Origin of the sequence: uncultured Halopseudomonas sp., from assembly GCF_963977355.1 — a bacterium.
Lineage (GTDB): Bacteria > Pseudomonadota > Gammaproteobacteria > Pseudomonadales > Pseudomonadaceae > Halopseudomonas.
On sequence record NZ_CAXBOV010000021.1, the window covers coordinates 1 to 16,984 of the forward strand.

Here is a 16,984-nt window from a genome sequence, read left to right on the forward strand (position 1 = left end):
CCTCTTATTATTAGAGCGGCCTCTGAGGCTAGGATTAATGAAAACCTTCAGCGCCAAACCTGAAAGCGTAAAACGCGATTGGTACATAGTAGACGCAACCGGACTGACCTTGGGTCGTCTGGCTACCGAAGTTGCCACCCGTCTGCGCGGCAAGCATAAGCCCGAGTACACTCCGCACGTGGACACCGGCGATTACATCGTCATCGTCAATGCCGAGAAAGTACATGTGACCGGTAAAAAGGCACAGGACAAGATCTACTACAGCCACTCCGGTTTTCCGGGCGGTATCAAGTCGATCAGTTTTGACAAGCTCGTGATTCGCGCTCCAGAGCGCATCATTGAGTCTGCCGTAAAAGGCATGTTGCCGAAAAACCCCTTGGGGCGTGCAATGTACCGCAAGATGAAAGTGTACAAAGGTGCAGTTCATCCCCATGCGGCCCAACAACCCCAAGAACTCAAGTTCTAACAGGAGCTCACTATGTCGGCGACACAAAACTACGGTACTGGCCGTCGTAAAACTGCCACCGCTCGCGTGTTCCTGCGTCCGGGCAATGGCAACATCCAGATCAACAGCCGCACCATCGAGAACTTCTTTGGTCGTGAAACAGCGCGCATGGTTGTACGCCAGCCGCTGGAACTGACCGAGAACGTCTCCAAGTTTGACGTGTTCGTTACCGTTAAAGGTGGCGGTACTACAGGTCAGGCAGGCGCGATTCGTCACGGCATTACACGTGCCCTGATGGAATATGACGAGACTCTGCGTGGCGTGCTGCGTAAAGCGGGCTTTGTCACACGTGACGCTCGTGAAGTTGAACGTAAGAAAGTGGGTCTGCGTAAAGCGCGTAAGCGTCCTCAGTACTCCAAGCGTTAAGTCGCAAGACTTATCTCGAGAGCGCCCGGTATCCTTATGGAGCCGGGCGTTTTTGTTTGTGCGACAAAATGCCGCTAAGGCGGCGTACAGCCCGCAACGTCCCATAATTCGAAGGTTTGAGACAGTGGCGCAGGATGGTTTAGTGATAGTTCACCTTGTCAAAAAAGGGGTTTTTCATTAACATCGGTTTCATTTTGTGCAAGCGGATAAAAACTCTTAAAAGGGCTCTTAAAAGCCTGAATTAGCTGAGATGGGAGACGACTGGATGAGTAATGACGGCGTAAACAACGGCCGGCGTCGCTTCCTGGTAGCAGCCACAAGTGTTGTGGGTGCAGCCGGAGCCGTGGGGGTAGCAGTACCCTTCGTTGGATCGTGGTTCCCGAGCGCGAGGGCCAAAGCGGCTGGCGCGCCGGTCAAGGTAAACGTAAGCAAGCTCGAGGCCGGTCAGCAGATCGTTGCCGAATGGCGTGGTCAGCCAGTGTTTGTCTCCAGACGCACCCAGGAAGCACTGAAGACGCTTGAGGAAATGAATGACCGGGTGGCTGACCCACAGTCCGAAGCCGCGTCGCAGCCTGACTACGTGGAAGGTATTGCTCGCTCCATCAAGCCGGAAGTTCTGGTCGTGATGGGGATTTGCACCCACCTTGGATGCTCTCCGCTGTTTCGCCCGGAAGTCGCATCGGCTGACATGGGCGCTGAGTGGAAGGGCGGTTACTTCTGCCCGTGCCATAGCTCACGTTATGACATGTCGGGTCGGGTATTCCGGGGCCAGCCGGCGCCACTGAACTTGCCGGTTCCTCCCCATAACTATGAGTCCGATGATGTCATTATCATCGGCCTGGATCCGGAGACTGTCTGATGGGTAAGCTGAATAACTGGATCAATGAGCGTATGTCGGTCAACAGGGTGGTCGAAGATCACCTGACCAAGTACTACGCGCCCAAGAACTTCAACTTCTTTTATTTCTTTGGCTCCCTGGCCATGCTGGTACTGGTTAACCAGATCATCACCGGCATCTGGCTGACCATGAGCTACGAGCCATCCGCTGCGGGCGCGTTTGCGTCTATCGAATACATCATGCGTGATGTCGATTACGGCTGGCTGCTGCGTTATATGCACTCAACTGGCGCGTCAGCGTTCTTTGCGGTGATCTATCTGCACATGCTGCGCGGTATCATGTATGGCTCATACCAGAAGCCCCGCGAACTGATCTGGCTGTTCGGTATGACCATCTACCTGGTGTTGATGGGTGAGGCGTTCATGGGCTATCTGTTGCCTTGGGGACAGATGTCCTACTGGGGTGCGCAGGTGATTATCTCGCTGTTTGGTGCGATCCCGTTCATTGGTCCTGATCTGGCCCAGTGGGTTCGGGGTGACTACCTGATTTCCGGTATCACACTGAACCGCTTCTTCGCGCTGCACGTGATTGCGCTACCGATCGTATTGCTGGGTCTGGTTGTGTTGCACATCATCGCGCTGCACGAAGTAGGTTCCAACAATCCTGACGGTATCGACATCAAGAAGCACAAGGATGAGAACGGCAAGCCGCTGGACGGCATCGCGTTCCACCCTTATTACACGGTCAAGGATATTGTCGGTGTAGTGGTCTTCCTGTTCGTCTTCTGCATTGTGGTGTTCTTCTTCCCGGAGATGGGTGGCTTCTTTCTTGAACATCCCAACTTCGAAGTAGCCAATCAGTTGAAAACGCCTGACCACATTGCCCCTGTGTGGTATTTCACGCCCTTCTACGCCATCCTGCGGGCGGTTCCGGCCATCGGTGGCTCGGCATTCCCGGGCGTTCTGGCGATGGGTGCTGCAATTGCCGTACTGTTCGTGCTGCCCTGGCTTGACCGCAGTCCGGTCCGCTCTATCCGCTACAAGGGCTGGATGAGCAAGGTTGCGCTAGTCGTATTTTGCATCTCCTTCGTGATTCTGGGGATTTTGGGTGCAATCCCAGGTACCGACTTCCGCACATTGCTGTCACAGATCTGTACCGTACTGTATTTCGCCTTCTTCCTGCTGATGCCGTTTTACACTCGCATGGAGAAGACTAAACCCGTTCCAGAGAGGGTCACTGGCTAATGAAAAAGCAATTGATTGCACTGGTATTTGCCCTTGTGCCCTCGGTCGTCATGGCGGCTGCTACTAGCGTTCCACTTGAATCAGCTAATATCGATTTGAGGGACAAGGCTTCACTGCAGGATGGAGCGCGTACGTTCGTTAACTACTGCATGGGCTGTCATTCCACTCAGTATCAGCGTTACGAGCGTGTAGCCAATGACCTAGGGATTCCCGACGACCTTATGATGGATAATATGGTTTTCCCTGCGTCAGCCCTTATCGGTGAACACATGAAAATCGGTATGCGCCCGGAGGACTCCAAGCGTTGGCTTGGTGTTGCTCCGCCTGACCTGACCAACGTTGCCCGGGTGCGCGGTGAGGACTGGATTTATACCTACCTCAAAACCTTCTACATTGATCCGGAGCGCCCAGTTGGCGTCAACAACAAGGTATTCCCGAACTCGGCCATGCCGAACGTCCTGGAAGAACTGCAGGGTCGTCAGGTTATTGGCTGCAAGGCCATGCCTGTGAAGGTAGACGGTAAAGTCCAGAAAGACCCGCTCACTGGTGATACCGTAATGGACAAGCAATGTGACGTGCTCACCGTTGTCGAAGGCACTGGTGTGCAAAGCGAAGAAGAATTCGATACCACCATACGCAACCTGACGGCGTTTCTGGCTTACTCGGGTGATCCGATCAAGCTTGAGCGTCATCGTATTGGTACATATGTGTTGCTGTATCTGGCGTTCTTCTTTGTATTCGCCTATTTGCTCAAGCGTGAATATTGGAGAGATATTCACTGATTAGCGGATTCGTTGATCAAATCAGCGCGCCCTTTGGGGCGCGCTCTTGTTTCTGGGGTATAATCCCTACTTATTAAGTAATCGCAGGCCATTTTGATCGGCCTGCTTTTTTCATGCACACGCATTCGCGTGATCTGTTGTTACCGCAGTCCGCTACAGGATGAGGGTTGATTTATGGGCGTTACCGCCAACAAGCGTTCTTCGATGGCTTTTTTCTCCGATCCTAATGATCATTACTGTCACCGTGTACGAATCGTGCTGGCAGAAAAGGGTGTGACCGTCGACGTTATCAACGTCGAGCCCGATAACCATCCGGAAGAACTGGCGGAGAACAACCCTTACAACACCGTTCCCACGCTGCTGGACAGGGATCTTGTGCTCTATGAGCCAAACATCATGATGGAGTACCTGGACGAGCGTTTCCCGCATCCGCCATTGCTCCCCGTGTACCCGGTCGCACGCGCCAATACCCGTCTGCTGATGTTTCGCGTACAGCGTGACTGGTGTGGTCTGGTTGATGCCATCAGTAATCCCAAAACGCCTGCTGCAGCGGCTACCAAGGCCCGCAAGGAGTTGCGCGAGAGCTTGATCGGGGTCGCACCGGTCTTTGCCGAGATGCCTTACTTCATGAGCGAGGAGTTCAGCCTGGTTGATTGTTGTATTGCCCCGATATTGTGGCGTTTGCCTATCCTGGGAGTTGAATTACCCAAGCAGGCCAAGCCGCTGCAGGATTACATGGACAGGATTTTCCAGCGTGAGGGCTTTTTGGCGAGCCTGTCGGCTGCTGAAAAGGAAATGCAGTAACACCCACATATCCCAACAGTGTCCCCCCGAAGGAGGCCCGCATGGCTCAGATGAGCTCAAGCCGACCCTATTTGGTACGCTCGCTATACGAATGGATACTGGACAACGGCTGCACTCCCTATGTGCTCGTCAACGCCCAGTATCCGCAGACCAGCGTTCCGGATGCTTTTGTTGAAGCTGGTCAGATAGTACTCAATCTTTCTCCCAATGCGATTCGGCATTTGGAGATGGATAATGACAGGATTACTTTTGACGGTCGTTTCGGCGGCGTAGCTCAGCAGGTCTGGATTCCTGCCCTGGCGGTCATGGCTATTTATGCACGCGAGAATGGTCAGGGAATGGTGTTTGAAGTCGAGCCCTCGCCAGTTCCGCCGACTGACGATTCTGAAGGCGATGCAGCACCCAGTGCCGACGCTTCCAAAAAGGAAAAGGCCAAGAGGCCTGCTTTAAAAGTCGTCAAGTAGTTATAGGAGCACAAAAAACCCGGACCATTCACGCAAGTGGGTCCGGGTTTTTTGTTGCCCTGAAAGTTTCAGTTCAGTCTATATATTCAAACAGTTTGACGATCCGCTGCACACCACCTACCTGCTGGACAGTACTTACTGCCAGATCGGCCTCAGCCCGGCGCACCAGACCCTGCAGGTAAACAATACCCGCTTCAGTTGTCACCTTGATTCGGCGGCCTGGGATCGCGCTGTCAGCGAGCAGTCGTGCCTTGGCGCTGGTACTGATCAGGGCGTCATTGTTACGTGCCAATAGCGGCAGAGGGGGGCCTACAGTCAACTCATTATGTACCACCTTCACCCGTTGCACACGCTGGGCCACTGACCCAGCCAGGTCCTTTAGTTCCTGCCGGGGTACCTGTCCAGCGAGCAGGACAACGCCGTTGTAACTGGTAACAGAGAACCGTGCATCTCGTTCCAGCTCGATATTGGATTTGGCGATATTGACGTTGGTCTTTGTTTCGATCAATTGGTCGTCAATGGTACTGCCGAAGGTACGGGTACCCTTGTTGCTTTCAATGGGTGTGTCGCGTGTGGCGGTCAAGACGGAGCTGCAGCCGGCGAGTGATACAACCAGCAACAGACATAAAGCAGTCTTCATTCTTCACTCCCGAAAAGTTGACGGTCTATAAGATCACACAGGCAATGAATGGCCAGCAGGTGCACCTCTTGAATGCGAGCGGTGGAGCGGGCTGGAACACGGATCTCGGAATCTTCCGGAAGCAGTAGTGACGCCATGGCGCCGCCGTCACGTCCAGTGAGGGCTACTACCAGCATGTCGCGGTCATGGGCTGCCTGAATGGCTTGCAGTACGTTGCCGGAATTGCCGCTGGTCGATATTGCCAGCAGAACGTCGCCGGGCTGACCCAGGGCGCGGATCTGCTTGGAAAATATCTCATCGTAACTGTAGTCGTTAGCGATCGAAGTGATGGTCGAGCTGTCGGTAGTCAACGCCAGGGCTGGCAGACTGGGACGCTCGCGTTCGAAACGGTTGAGCAGTTCTGAAGAAAAATGCTGCGCGTCACCGGCAGAGCCGCCGTTACCGCAGGTCAGGATCTTGCCCTCGTTGAGAAGACTATTGACCATTAGCTGACTGGCCTGCTCGATACTCGGTCCAAGCACCTCCATGGCACGGGTCTTGGTTTCGATACTGTCGGTGAACAGTTGCCTAATACGGTGCTGCATATCCATAGAAAGATGACTCGCTAGCAGGTGAATGCTTCACGGATCCAGTTGTAGGAACCTGGATCGGCGGGATTGCCGTGTGCGGTTACGACGTCGAAACGGCAGGGTTTATCAGCCAGGTGGGGATGGGTCAGCAGATAATGCTGCGCCGCCGCGATCACTCGCTTTTGCTTGCGCCAGTCAATGCTCTCTACCGCGTTGCCCCAGCGACTGCTGCGTCGGTAACGCACCTCGACGAATACTACTGTATCGGCGTGACGCATGACCAGATCAAGCTCACCCATCTTGCAACGATAATTGCGCGCCAACAGGCGCATTCCAGCGTTCAGCAGCAATTGTTCGGACTGGCGCTCGGCCTGGTTACCGAGCTTCTGTTTTTCGGTCAGTTCGCTCATTGCACCCGGACGGAGGAGGTGGCAGATAGTTGTCCGCGCTCCATTACTCCCCAGCTTAGCTGGCGTTGGATGCGACCATCGGGGGACAAGGTGAGCTCGCCCGTGGCGCCATCAACTCGGGTGCTGGAAAATTGCTGCATCTGTGGCAGGCGCGAAAAAATGCGTTGAGCATCGATGCCCATGGCATACAGGCGACCCAGCGGACCCTGTGCTTGGGGCCAATTGTTGGTGACCTGACTGTAAAGTGCATCTTCACGGGTCAGTAGCCATGGGATCTCGGCAACCACTATGCCATCCATATCGGCATTTTGCTGTCCATCAAAACCCACCTGGTATACATGGGAGGTTGCGAAGACCGGCAGGTCAGCAGCGTACTGGAATGCCAGGGTAGGTTTGATCTGGCGGGCCTGTTGAGGATTGACGGCGATAAACAGGGCATCAAGATCCTGGCGCGGTGTAGGTTGGACCACAACGTTGCCGTCGAGCGCTCTGGAAACACGCTGTCCTCGCTGTTCGCTCTGACGTATCTGCAACAGATCGGCAATCTGGCCAGAAATCTCTGCCGGCTGGTCAATCACCACGCGACCTACCAGAACGCCGCCCATTTCTTCCCAAGTACGTCGGAACGACTCATAGGCCCGAACACCCCAGTCGGTGGTTGTGTGCAGTGCGCCCATCTGCCGATGACCCTGCTCCCAGGCCTGCATGGCTGCTGAGCGAGCTTCGTCCTCGGGTGCCAGGCCGAACTGAAACAGGCCCTGTGGATAGGGACCTTCCCGCTCTGCATAGTTCAGGGCCAGGGTGGGTATTGGCAGAGAACTGCGCGTTGCTAGGCGACCCACGCGCTCGCGATCCAGCGGGCCGATCACCCACTCGACGCCGTCAGCGACGGCCTGGGCATAGAACTGATCAAGGTTGGCGTAGGCGGTACTGTCATACAGGCTGACTCGGGGTTGATCCAGCCCCTTGCTCTGAGCCTGGTATTGGGCGGCCAGGAAGCCATCGCGCAGTGCTTCTGCAGCGCTGGCCAGTGGCCCTTCGAAGGGCAATAACAGGGCTATGTGCTGGGGGCGGCTGGCGTGTAGCTCCAGCAACTGCTGAATGGAGTCCGGGAGTGGTTGTGCGGCGGGATGGGCGCTGTTCTGCTCTTTCCATGCCTTGATTGCTTGCACCTGTAGATCGATATTACGAAATTCCCGTTGGATCAGAGCCAGCTCAATCCAGCTGCGCAGCTCGCCGTCGGCACTCTCTGCTGCTTTTGTAAGCTCCGCTGTTGGCACTTGCTGCAGGTTGTCCCAGATAGCCAAAAGGTTCGCGTTACGCTCACCGCCGGATAAGACACCATGCATGAATACACGCTCACGGGCGGCTTTAAGAGGCTCCCCGGTAGCACCCAAGGCCAACACGCGCAGGCGCTGGATTGCGACCTGATCAGTCAGCGGCAGGCTATCGATCTGGCTCATGGAGGGGTGCCGCAGGGCACGCAGGGCCATTTCCGGTCTTTTTAGCGCAAGGGCGCTTCGGGCCTGGAGTGTGCTGAACCGTACCTGCTGATCCAGTGGCAGTTCGCTTTGCGGTACACGCTGGAGAATCGACAGGACCTGCTCCGGCCGGTCAGCGTCGCTTGCTGCCTGCGCCGCGTAAAGACGCAATAGATTGGCTTCAGCCCCGGAATACTTGTCTGCATCGGCGAGTATTTTTTCTGCGGATGCCTGTGGCGTGCGCGGAAGCTCGCTGAGACTCTGGGGTGGACTGGCGCAGCCGACAACCAGCACGGCGAGTGCCAACGACAGTATTGGCAGGCGTTTATTGCAGGGCATGCAGCGGTATCCTTACGCAAGGGACACGTGATGTGTCCCGTTGGATTTCTTGCAGAAGTTATCTGCAGCATTGTAACCAAGGGGCAGGGCTCGCGCCATGTACTGGATCACGTCCTGTACAATAGTGACCACACCTTGATCGAGATTTGTCATGGCCACATCTACCGGTACGCTTTTCATTGTTGCCACCCCCATCGGCAACCTTCAGGACATGACTCCGCGGGCGCTGGAGGTGCTTGCTAACGTCGGACTTATTGCTGCAGAGGATACCCGTCACAGCGGCCGCCTGCTCCAACATTTCGGTATTTCGACACCCACTACGGCCTGCCATGACCATAACGAGCGCGACAAGAGCGCCAGGCTGGTAGAGCGCATGCTCGCCGGTGAAGATATGGCGCTGATCTCGGACGCAGGTACACCGTTGATTTCCGATCCCGGCTACCATCTTGTCCGTGCCGCTCGGGAAGCCGGTGTGCGGGTTTGTCCTGTGCCTGGGCCCTGTGCTCTGGTCGCGGCGCTGAGTGCCGCAGGCCTGCCTTCTGACCGCTTTGCATTCGAAGGGTTCCTTCCGGCAAAAGCCAGCGGTCGTCGTCAGCGTCTGCAGGCCTTGTCCAGCGAGCCTCGAACCTGGATGCTTTACGAAGCGCCGCATCGGTTGCTCGAGTGCCTGGAAGATATGCTGGATATCCTTGGGCCGCAGCGACAGGTTGTGCTGGCCAGGGAATTGACCAAGACCTTCGAGACCATCCGGGGTGCGCCCATTTCCGAGCTGGTCGAGTGGGTGCGGGCCGATAGCGATCAGCAGCGTGGAGAGTGCGTGCTGGTGGTTGAAGCGATGCCACCACGCAATGAGGACGAGGGGCTGGATCCTGAAGCCGAACGGGTGCTCGATTTGCTGCTCGAGGAATTGCCGGTAAAGCAGGCCTCGGCGCTGGCTGCCAGGATAACCGGACAGAAGAAAAACAGGCTTTATCAGATTGCCTTGGGCAAGGCCGCGAAGTAAACATCACGGCCTGACCCTTTTACCAGGCTAATCCGCCTCCAGAACCATGACTCGCTGGCCGGCTTTTACCGGTGAACCCGGCTGGACGTGCACGGAGGCAACCACCCCGTCGCAGGGCGCAAGCAGGGGGATCTCCATTTTCATGGACTCGAGTATTACCAACACGTCACCCGCCTTGACCTGGGCGCCTTCAGCGACTTGAACCTGCCACAGATTGCCGGCTATATGACTTTCTACTCCCTGCTGCCCAGCCTGTAAGGGCAAATCGATGCCCGTGTCTGCGGTTGGCTCTTCACTGGAGTAATCGGCCTGTCCGTTGGCAATCCAGCGTTCCCGCTCGGCATTGAAAGCAGCCTTTTGATGGGTGCGGAAAGCCTGGATGCTGTCGGCTTCCTGCTCCAGAAAAGACTGATACTCATTCAGATGCAGTTCGGTTTCCTCTATATCGAGAGTGTGGCGTCCCAACGGAAAGTCCCGGCGGATCTGCGTTAGCTCGTCGGCGGTGACTGGATAGAAGCGAATCTGATCGAAGAATCTGAGCAGCCAGGGCTGCCCGCCAAAGGCTTCAACTTCCCTGTAGCGATTCCACATCTGCAAAGTGCGGCCTACGAACTGATAGCCGCCTGGTCCTTCCATGCCATAAACGCACATATAGGCCCCACCGATGCCAACCGAATTTTCTGCTGTCCAGGTGCGTGCCGGGTTGTATTTGGTGGTAACGAGGCGGTGTCTTGGATCCAGCGGAGTGGCTACCGGGGCACCCAGATAGACGTCGCCTAGACCCATGACCAGGTAGCTGGCCTCGAACACGGTGCGGTACACCTCGTCCAGGTTTGGCAGGTCGTTGATTCGGCGAATGAACTCCAGGTTGCTTGGACACCAGGGTGCATCCTTGCGCACGGTGGTCATGTATTTTTCGATGGCCAGTTGGCATGCTGGGTCATCCCATGACAGGGGCAGGTGCACTATGCGAGAGGGTACCTTTAGATCGCGCGTTTGGCACACGTCCTCCCACGCGTCCTCCACGACCCGTAACAGCCGGTCGATCGACAGGGTTTCGGGTTGGTAGTGTACTTGCAACGAGCGGATTCCCGGCGTCAGGTCGTGAACGCCGTCCAGCTGCAACGCCTCCAGGGATTGCATCAGGGCATGCCCACGGAAGCGTAACACCAGATTAAGCTCTGGCTGGCCAATCTCCAGGAGCAGGTGGGTGTCACCTGATAATCTGGCGACCAGCCGGGTATCTTCATCACCAATGTCGAGAACAATGGGTGACTCGGGGGTGATCGAGGTGCTCGATGCCGGGCAGTGCGCACTCAGCTGCGCGATATCCTTCTGGCGCGAAGTAGCCAGCTCACGCGCGGTTTCCAGACTGACCGGGACAAAACGAATACGATCGCCGGCCTTGAGTTGGCCCATGTGCCACAGGTCCGCCTCAATAATGGTTACCGGGCAAACAAAGCCACCAAGACTGGGGCCGTCGGGCCCCAGGATCACAGGCATGTCGCCGGTGAAGTCCACTGCGCCTATGGCGTAGGGGTTGTCGTGAATATTGGAGGGATGCAGGCCAGCTTCACCGCCGTCCTCGCGTACCCACTCCGGCCGCGGTCCGATAAGACGCACACCGGTGCGGCTGGAGTTGAAGTGCACTTCCCATTCGGTTTCCAGGAAGCACTGCATATAGTTTTCGGTAAAGTATTCAGGTGCGGCATGGGGGCCGTAGATAACGCGTACCTCACGTACCTCTGGTAGCTCTATGCGTAAGCTGGATGGTAGTACGCTGCCACAGTGGCTGTCAGTGAGCGTTTCCAGGTGCAATACGTCGCCAGCGCGCAGGGCGCGACCGGTATGTCCACCAAACTGGCCCAGGGTAAATGTGCTTTTGCTACCCAGATAGTCGGGCAGCTGAATTCCGCCGCGGATGCTCAGGTAGCTGCGTGCTCCCGACCCTGCGATGGTACCAATGCTCAGTTGGGTGCCGGCTTTCACCCACAGGCAGGTGTGCATCGGGTGTTCAATGCCGTCGAGCATTACCGGTATATCGGCTCCGGTGACGGCAACCACGGCGTCAGTATTGAACATGAGAGTGGGGCCGCTCATGGTGATTTCCAGGCCGGCGGCGTCCTGTGCATTGCCCAGCAGACGGTTGCCCAGCTGCAAAGCCAGATTATCCATGGGCCCGGAGGGCGGGACGCCTACCGACCAGTAACCCAGACGGCCGGGAAAGTCCTGCACCGTGGTCTGGGTGCCGCCACTGATCACTTCAAAGGTACTGGCATGGTAGGTCAGGTCATCCAGGCAGCGTGTCCAGGGCTCGCCCGTAGCGAAGGGTGTGAAGGTGAGTATCTGACGCAGGTAATCACGGTTGGTCTCCACGCCATACAGCAGGGTATCGCCAAGGGCGGTATGCAAGGCGGTGCTGGCCTGCTCGCGGGTGGGTTCCCAACAGATGATCTTGGCTATCATCGGGTCGAAGTAGGGCGGAATTTCGCAGCCGGCCTCTACCCAGCTGTCTATACGCAATGCCTGACCATCTGCGGCTGGGAAGCTGACCGCGGTAAGCAGTCCGGGGCAGGGCTGGAAGTCCCTGCCTGGGTCTTCGGCATATACTCTAGCCTGTATGGCATGGCCCTTGGCGCTGAGGTTGGCACCAAGCTCGGAGAGCGGGGGTAGGTCGCCCGCGGCCAACTGGATCATCCAGCTCACCAGATCCACACCCCAGACCTGTTCTGTTACGCCATGTTCGACCTGCAGACGGGTATTGACCTCGAGAAAGTAGAATTGCGCAGCCTCGCTGTCATAGACGAACTCGACCGTGCCAGCGCTGCGATAGCGCACGGCACTGGCCAGGCGGATGGCCGCCTCACAAAGCGCTTCTGCCATGCCTTCAGGCAGGTTGGGTGCGGGGGTTTCTTCGATAACCTTCTGGTTACGGCGTTGCACTGAGCAGTCGCGCACGCCCAGGGCCAGAACCTCGCCCTGACCGTCACCAAAAACCTGTACTTCCAGATGACGAGCGCGCTGGATGTATTTTTCGATGAATACACCCGCATCGCTGAAGTTGTTCTGGCCGAGGCGCTTGACCGTCTCAAAGGCTTCGCTCAACTCCACTGCGGTGTAACACACACGCATGCCGATACCACCACCGCCTGCGGTGCTCTTGAGCATGACCGGGTAACCAACCTGTTCGGCGGCATCCAGTGCCGACTCCAGACTGTCGAGCAGGTCGGTACCTTCGAGCATGGGTACGCCATGCTCCTTGGCGAGAGACCGTGCGGTGTGCTTCAGGCCGAAGACACGTAATTGCTCGGGCGTCGGGCCAACGAAAGCAATGCCCGCGGCTTCACTGGCCTCCGCAAACGCAGCATTCTCAGACAGAAAACCATAGCCGGGGTGGATGGCTGTCGCGCCGCTCTGTTTAGCCGCAGCCAGAATCTTGTCCACGTCCAGGTAAGTGCCGGTGGCGCCACCCTCACCAAGGGAGATTGCCTGATCAGCCTGTTGAATGTGCAGACTGGCCGCATCGGCTTCGGAGTAGACGGCTATACCCTTGACCTCGAGGTCGTTGAGGGTTCGCAGGATCCGGCAGGCAATGGCACCGCGGTTGGCTATCAGTAATGTATCGAACATCTTGGATATTCCTCGGCCAGGTCGTCCTGGGTTATCCATTCTGTACTCCGCGGGGTCGTCCCTGCGGCAGCAAGTTTTTAACCAGCTTTCGGCTCTTCAGTCCCAGACCAGCACCTGGGCCGGTGTCGGGTTATAGCCGTTACAGGGATTGTTCAGCTGCGGGCAGTTGGAGATCAGCACGATGATGTCCATATGGGCGATCAGTTCTACATACTTGCCGGCACCGGATATGCCGTCTTCGAATGTCAGGCCGCCCTCGGGGGTCACCGGCACGTTCATGAAGAAATTGATATTGGCGCTGATGTCAGCCTTGCCGAGCCTGCCATCATGCAGGCAGGCACGTAGAAAGTTGTCGCGACAGCTGTGCATGTAGCGCGTGTTGAGTGCGTAGCGCACAGTATTGCTTTCCTGGGCGCAGGCACCGCCGAGTGTGTCGTGGCGGCCGCAGGTGTCGGCTGTAATGGTCAGCATCGGTTTGCCCAGATTGCTGTAGAGCACGCTGTTGGTGGTCAGATACACGCTGTTCTGTTTGCGCAGGGTGCGTTGCACGTCATAACGCTCGCGGGGGTTGCTGGCGCTGTAGAACAGGGTATCGACTGCCTGGTTGCCTTCCAGATCGTGCAGACGCAGGGTCTGACCGGTTTTGATGTCGAGCATGAAGGGCTCGCCCGCGCCAACAGTGGCCTTGTGGCTGGCGGTATCGGCAGTCTTGTCGCTGTGGGTCAATGACATGGTTGTAGCCCCTCAGAGGTGGATGCGATCGGTGTTGTGCAGTCCGCGAACGTTCTCTGCGCGGGTTTTGCGGCACAGGACGGTGATGCCATCGTCGGCTACCTGGTGCCAATCCAACTGGACCGGCTTGGGCGCATAGGCTGGAGCGGGATCCAGCGGATGTTGCAGCGCGGTCAGTACCACAAGTGTGTCCATTGGCGCGTAGAGCTCAATATGATCTCCCGCAACAGAGTTCCCTGAATGAAAAACGAAGCGGTCCTGGTCATCCACGGCCACCTTGCTGAACAGGTTCAGCGTCATCAGCAAATCCGCCAGTCCGAGATTCCATTTGCCCATCTCAACCAGCAGATTGTCCATGCCGTTGCGGAAGAAGCCGTTACGCAATTCCTGATAGCTGCCCGTACCGTATTTTTCCTGAACCTCCTCAGCGTTAAGCACGCCCCCGAAGCTGTCGCTCCAGCCGCAGGTGTCAGTGACGATGGCGGCCAGAACCCGGCCCATGTCGGAGTACAGACAGTGGCCTGCAGTGAGCTTGGCTGTATGTTGGCACTTGAGGCTGTCTGGCAGGTTCAGGCGCTCGCTTTTCTCATGGGCGTTGAAGAGCATCAGGCTGACATTGGCACCACCTTCAAGGTCCGTGATGCGCACTAACTGACCGCGCTTGAGAATAAAGGAGGTATGTCCGCCGCCTGGCAGGGTCTCGCTATAAAGAGTAGGGCGCATAGGCGCTGGAAGGCTCATTGGGTGACTCCTTGCTGATCGGATGGAAGCTCTTTCTGAGCAACATGGTCGGGCAGTGCGTCCAGCATCTTGCGCGCTGCCAGTCGATCGGTGTTGAGGGGGATGTCGTAGGTGATGCGCGCGCCATAGGCGCCCGGGGCCTGGGGGTCGGTGCGTACCTTGTCAAATACCAGTAGACGGGTACCCAGGGTAAAGCCCTCGGTCAGATCATGGGTGACCATGAATACGGTCAGGCCGGTTTTACGCCAAAGTGATAACAGCAGTTCGTGCATGTCCTTGCGCGTGCCAGGGTCGAGTGCGCCGAATGGCTCGTCCAGCAGAAGAATGCGCGGCGCTTTTACCAGTGCCTGGGCAATGGCCAGGCGCTGCTGCATACCGCCGGACAGGGCGTGGGGATATTTGTTGATCGCATCACCCAGGCCTACCGCTTTAAGCATTTCAATACTTTTTTCGCGAGCTTCGCGCCTTGCTCTGCCAAGCAGTCTGCCTATCAGGGGCGCTGCCTGAAGCTCCAGGCCGAGCATGACGTTGCCCAGCACGGTCAGGTGCGGGAATACCGAATAGCGTTGGAACACCACTCCGCGCTCTGGACCAGGCTCGGCCACAAGCGGTTGACCGTCCAGCAGAATTTTACCCCTGCTTGGTTCTTCCTGACCCAGAAGCAGTCGAAGAAAAGTGGATTTGCCGCAGCCCGAGGCGCCCACCATGGTGATGAATTCGCCGCTGGCAACTTCCAGATTCAGGTTTTCCAGCACAATGCTGTCGCCGTATTGCTGCCATATATGTTGAATGGAAATAGCGTTCATGTCAGTTGCCTCCCTTGGGCTCGAACCAGGGGAACATCACCCGGCAAAGCCCCTTGAGTGAACGATCCATGACGAAAGCCAGTAATGTGATCCAGGCGACATAGGGAAGGATGACGTCCATGGCCAGATAGCGTCGTACCAGAAAGATGCGATAGCCCAATCCATCCGTCGATGCTATGGCCTCGGCGGCAATCAGGAACAACCACGCAGGCCCGAGTGCCAGGCATAAACCTTGAAGTAGTCGCGGCAACAACTGGGGCAGTACTACCCGAATCAGTACTTGCCAGGTGCTAGCGCCCAGCGTCTGAGCCTTTATGAGAAGTTCAGCGGGGATCTCGCTGACCCGCTGTTGCATATCTCGAATCAGCACCGGTGTAATACCAATCACGATCAGCATTACTTTCGACAGCTCCCCCAGGCCCATCACAATAAACAGGATGGGCAGTATCGACAGTGGCGGAATCATCGAGATCACTGTCACAAGCGGGGAAAGCGGAGCGCGCACCATCGGGATCAGCATCATCAGGCCCAGCCCCAAACTGGCCGCGGCAGCAATGCCCAATCCGGTGCCCAGACGCTTGAGACTGGACGCCGAGTCTACCCACCAGAGATATTCTCCACTGCGGCGGTCAGGCGTGAAGGCCATACGATCTACTGCGTCGGCCATTTGCGTGAAGCTGGGCAGGAGCTTGTCGTTGGGGTTTTCGGCCAGACGTGCCTGTGAGCTGTATAGGTAAAGCACCAGCAGCAGTGCGAAGGGGAGCAAAATCAGCCCCAGCTTTGAAACCTTGCCGGGGGTGCGATTCATTAGTCGGGACATGGGCAGCTCCATGGGTTACAGGTAACGAGAACTCAGATGTCTGAGGTTCTCCCGGGCTTTTGTCCCGCCGTGTAACCCCCTGCCGGAGGTCGACAACTCTCGGACCAGGCGTCTGCGGCGCAGACCGGAACCCTAGTTGTCTATTGGTGCAAAGTTGTATCAGGCATGTGCCCGGCAACGCATCAAGGGTTCGAAACACCCGAGTCTCGTATGCTGTAGTAGCTAATGCAGGTGGTGTGCCAGTTTGTCTATTACACGGTTTTGCGGGGGCTGCACCGCAATGGGGCAAGTGATGAGTGAAAAATGAATCGCAATTATGCTCTTATTTGGGGCGCTTTATGCTCCACCAGGGTGCGCATTCAGTCAAAGCTTGCCGTGTCCGGCGAACAACGATAATCTCCACCACAAGAGTTGGCTGGACAGTCGCCGTATCGCTTGCGATAGGGAGGAAAGTCCGGGCTCCATAGGGCGGAGTGCCAGGTAATGCCTGGGGGGCGTGAGCCTACGGAAAGTGCAGCAGAGAGTAGACCGCCGATGGCCCCGAAAGGGGATCAGGTAAGGGTGAAAGGGTGCGGTAAGAGCGCACCGCGCGACTGGCAACAGTTCGTGGCATGGTAAACCCCACTCGGAGCAAGACCAAATAGGAACCCATCGGTGTGGCCCGCACTGGGTTCGGGTAGGTTGCTAGAGGCAGTCAGTGATGGCTGTCGTAGAGGAATGACTGTTCACGACAGAACCCGGCTTACAGGCCAACTCTTATTTTTTCTATCGTCGTCTCCAATCGAGCGACGCGCAGTGAAAACCCTCCGT

General features: G+C 56.9%; 18 protein-coding genes, 1 other RNA gene and 1 riboswitch. Of the genes, 9 read left to right on the forward strand and 10 right to left on the reverse strand.

Annotation, left to right across the window (positions count from 1 at the left end):
- The first annotated feature begins 37 nt into the window (after positions 1 to 37).
- From rplM to AAC076_RS12395, 7 genes are all read left to right on the forward strand, one after another.
- Entirely contained in the window at positions 38 to 466 is a 429-nt protein-coding gene (gene rplM, locus AAC076_RS12365) for a 50S ribosomal protein L13 (protein ID WP_339846211.1), read from the forward strand.
- Between the two features lie 12 nt (positions 467 to 478).
- On the forward strand, positions 479 to 871 hold the full coding sequence (gene rpsI / locus AAC076_RS12370; RefSeq protein WP_150278111.1) for a 30S ribosomal protein S9: 393 nt from the start codon (positions 479 to 481) through the stop codon (positions 869 to 871).
- Between the two features lie 265 nt (positions 872 to 1,136).
- Complete coding sequence (gene petA, locus AAC076_RS12375) at positions 1,137 to 1,730, forward strand: ubiquinol-cytochrome c reductase iron-sulfur subunit (RefSeq protein WP_339846074.1); 594 nt, start codon at positions 1,137 to 1,139, stop codon at positions 1,728 to 1,730.
- Complete coding sequence (locus AAC076_RS12380) at positions 1,730 to 2,953, forward strand: cytochrome bc complex cytochrome b subunit (protein ID WP_339846076.1); 1,224 nt, start codon at positions 1,730 to 1,732, stop codon at positions 2,951 to 2,953. Before petA ends, AAC076_RS12380 begins: the two co-directional genes overlap by 1 nt.
- The gene (locus tag AAC076_RS12385; RefSeq protein WP_339846079.1) at positions 2,953 to 3,735 is read left to right on the forward strand and encodes a cytochrome c1; all 783 of its coding nucleotides are present in this window, start codon (positions 2,953 to 2,955) and stop codon (positions 3,733 to 3,735) included. Before AAC076_RS12380 ends, AAC076_RS12385 begins: the two co-directional genes overlap by 1 nt.
- A 174-nt stretch (positions 3,736 to 3,909) precedes the next feature.
- Positions 3,910 to 4,539: a glutathione S-transferase N-terminal domain-containing protein gene (locus AAC076_RS12390; RefSeq protein WP_339846082.1), complete on the forward strand. Its 630-nt coding sequence runs from the start codon at positions 3,910 to 3,912 to the stop codon at positions 4,537 to 4,539.
- A gap of 50 nt (positions 4,540 to 4,589) precedes the next feature.
- Positions 4,590 to 5,003, forward strand: coding sequence for a ClpXP protease specificity-enhancing factor (locus AAC076_RS12395; protein ID WP_339846213.1), 414 nt, complete (start codon positions 4,590 to 4,592; stop codon positions 5,001 to 5,003).
- 73 nt (positions 5,004 to 5,076) lie between these two features.
- Here AAC076_RS12395 and AAC076_RS12400 read toward each other — a convergent pair whose 3' ends face one another.
- Genes AAC076_RS12400 through AAC076_RS12420 form a run of 5 tightly spaced genes read right to left on the reverse strand, consistent with a single transcriptional unit; the run spans position 5,077 to position 8,595 of the window.
- On the reverse strand, positions 5,077 to 5,643 hold the full coding sequence (locus tag AAC076_RS12400; protein WP_339846085.1) for a BON domain-containing protein: 567 nt from the start codon (positions 5,641 to 5,643) through the stop codon (positions 5,077 to 5,079).
- Positions 5,640 to 6,233: a phosphoheptose isomerase gene (locus tag AAC076_RS12405; RefSeq protein WP_339846087.1), complete on the reverse strand. Its 594-nt coding sequence runs from the start codon at positions 6,231 to 6,233 to the stop codon at positions 5,640 to 5,642. Before AAC076_RS12405 ends, AAC076_RS12400 begins: the two co-directional genes overlap by 4 nt.
- 14 nt (positions 6,234 to 6,247) lie before the next feature.
- Positions 6,248 to 6,613, reverse strand: a complete 366-nt coding sequence (locus AAC076_RS12410; RefSeq protein WP_339846215.1) for a YraN family protein — start codon at positions 6,611 to 6,613, stop codon at positions 6,248 to 6,250.
- 5 nt (positions 6,614 to 6,618) lie between these two features.
- Positions 6,619 to 8,442: a penicillin-binding protein activator gene (locus AAC076_RS12415; RefSeq protein WP_339846091.1), complete on the reverse strand. Its 1,824-nt coding sequence runs from the start codon at positions 8,440 to 8,442 to the stop codon at positions 6,619 to 6,621.
- Positions 8,443 to 8,454: 12 nt separating this feature from the next.
- The gene (locus AAC076_RS12420; RefSeq protein ID WP_339846094.1) at positions 8,455 to 8,595 is read right to left on the reverse strand and encodes a hypothetical protein; all 141 of its coding nucleotides are present in this window, start codon (positions 8,593 to 8,595) and stop codon (positions 8,455 to 8,457) included.
- Here AAC076_RS12420 and rsmI point away from each other — a divergent pair.
- On the forward strand, positions 8,594 to 9,445 hold the full coding sequence (rsmI, locus tag AAC076_RS12425) for a 16S rRNA (cytidine(1402)-2'-O)-methyltransferase (RefSeq protein ID WP_339846096.1): 852 nt from the start codon (positions 8,594 to 8,596) through the stop codon (positions 9,443 to 9,445). The two genes, AAC076_RS12420 and rsmI, sit on opposite strands and share 2 nt — an antisense overlap.
- 27 nt (positions 9,446 to 9,472) lie before the next feature.
- Here rsmI and uca read toward each other — a convergent pair whose 3' ends face one another.
- The 5 genes from uca to AAC076_RS12450 all read right to left on the reverse strand — a co-directional run bounded on the left by uca (position 9,473) and on the right by AAC076_RS12450 (position 16,174).
- Positions 9,473 to 13,075, reverse strand: coding sequence for an urea carboxylase (gene uca / locus AAC076_RS12430; RefSeq protein ID WP_339846098.1), 3,603 nt, complete (start codon positions 13,073 to 13,075; stop codon positions 9,473 to 9,475).
- A 96-nt stretch (positions 13,076 to 13,171) separates the two neighbouring features.
- Positions 13,172 to 13,807 carry an urea amidolyase associated protein UAAP2 gene (locus tag AAC076_RS12435; RefSeq protein ID WP_339846100.1) on the reverse strand — a complete coding sequence of 212 codons (636 nt, stop codon included), beginning with the start codon at positions 13,805 to 13,807 and terminating at the stop codon, positions 13,172 to 13,174.
- A 12-nt stretch (positions 13,808 to 13,819) separates the two neighbouring features.
- Positions 13,820 to 14,548, reverse strand: a complete 729-nt coding sequence (locus AAC076_RS12440; protein WP_339846102.1) for an urea amidolyase associated protein UAAP1 — start codon at positions 14,546 to 14,548, stop codon at positions 13,820 to 13,822.
- Positions 14,545 to 15,354 (reverse strand): ABC transporter ATP-binding protein, encoded by an 810-nt coding sequence (locus AAC076_RS12445; RefSeq protein ID WP_339846104.1) that lies wholly within the window; start codon positions 15,352 to 15,354, stop codon positions 14,545 to 14,547. The genes AAC076_RS12440 and AAC076_RS12445 overlap by 4 nt, the downstream gene beginning before the upstream one ends.
- 1 nt (position 15,355) lies before the next feature.
- The gene (locus AAC076_RS12450) at positions 15,356 to 16,174 is read right to left on the reverse strand and encodes an ABC transporter permease subunit (protein ID WP_339846105.1); all 819 of its coding nucleotides are present in this window, start codon (positions 16,172 to 16,174) and stop codon (positions 15,356 to 15,358) included.
- A gap of 46 nt (positions 16,175 to 16,220) precedes the next feature.
- Positions 16,221 to 16,321: riboswitch (guanidine-I (ykkC/yxkD leader) on the reverse strand.
- 260 nt (positions 16,322 to 16,581) lie between these two features.
- Here AAC076_RS12450 and rnpB point away from each other — a divergent pair.
- Positions 16,582 to 16,935, forward strand: an RNA gene (rnpB, locus tag AAC076_RS12455) — RNase P RNA component class A.
- Positions 16,936 to 16,984 lie beyond the last annotated feature (49 nt).

What these genes read in the sequence shown, in the direction of transcription:
- rplM (WP_339846211.1), top strand. Translation starts at nt 38, where the DNA reads ATGAAAACCTTCAGCGCCAAACCTGAAAGCGTAAAACGCGATTGGTAC.
- rpsI (WP_150278111.1), top strand. Translation starts at nt 479, where the DNA reads ATGTCGGCGACACAAAACTACGGTACTGGCCGTCGTAAAACTGCCACC.
- petA (WP_339846074.1), top strand. Translation starts at nt 1,137, where the DNA reads ATGAGTAATGACGGCGTAAACAACGGCCGGCGTCGCTTCCTGGTAGCA.
- AAC076_RS12380 (WP_339846076.1), top strand. Translation starts at nt 1,730, where the DNA reads ATGGGTAAGCTGAATAACTGGATCAATGAGCGTATGTCGGTCAACAGG.
- AAC076_RS12385 (WP_339846079.1), top strand. Translation starts at nt 2,953, where the DNA reads ATGAAAAAGCAATTGATTGCACTGGTATTTGCCCTTGTGCCCTCGGTC.
- AAC076_RS12390 (WP_339846082.1), top strand. Translation starts at nt 3,910, where the DNA reads ATGGGCGTTACCGCCAACAAGCGTTCTTCGATGGCTTTTTTCTCCGAT.
- AAC076_RS12395 (WP_339846213.1), top strand. Translation starts at nt 4,590, where the DNA reads ATGAGCTCAAGCCGACCCTATTTGGTACGCTCGCTATACGAATGGATA.
- AAC076_RS12400 (WP_339846085.1), bottom strand. Translation starts at nt 5,643, where the DNA reads ATGAAGACTGCTTTATGTCTGTTGCTGGTTGTATCACTCGCCGGCTGC.
- AAC076_RS12405 (WP_339846087.1), bottom strand. Translation starts at nt 6,233, where the DNA reads ATGGATATGCAGCACCGTATTAGGCAACTGTTCACCGACAGTATCGAA.
- AAC076_RS12415 (WP_339846091.1), bottom strand. Translation starts at nt 8,442, where the DNA reads ATGCCCTGCAATAAACGCCTGCCAATACTGTCGTTGGCACTCGCCGTG.
- rsmI (WP_339846096.1), top strand. Translation starts at nt 8,594, where the DNA reads ATGGCCACATCTACCGGTACGCTTTTCATTGTTGCCACCCCCATCGGC.
- AAC076_RS12420 (WP_339846094.1), bottom strand. Translation starts at nt 8,595, where the DNA reads ATGACAAATCTCGATCAAGGTGTGGTCACTATTGTACAGGACGTGATC.
- uca (WP_339846098.1), bottom strand. Translation starts at nt 13,075, where the DNA reads ATGTTCGATACATTACTGATAGCCAACCGCGGTGCCATTGCCTGCCGG.
- AAC076_RS12435 (WP_339846100.1), bottom strand. Translation starts at nt 13,807, where the DNA reads ATGTCATTGACCCACAGCGACAAGACTGCCGATACCGCCAGCCACAAG.
- AAC076_RS12440 (WP_339846102.1), bottom strand. Translation starts at nt 14,548, where the DNA reads ATGAGCCTTCCAGCGCCTATGCGCCCTACTCTTTATAGCGAGACCCTG.
- AAC076_RS12445 (WP_339846104.1), bottom strand. Translation starts at nt 15,354, where the DNA reads ATGAACGCTATTTCCATTCAACATATATGGCAGCAATACGGCGACAGC.
- AAC076_RS12450 (WP_339846105.1), bottom strand. Translation starts at nt 16,174, where the DNA reads ATGTCCCGACTAATGAATCGCACCCCCGGCAAGGTTTCAAAGCTGGGG.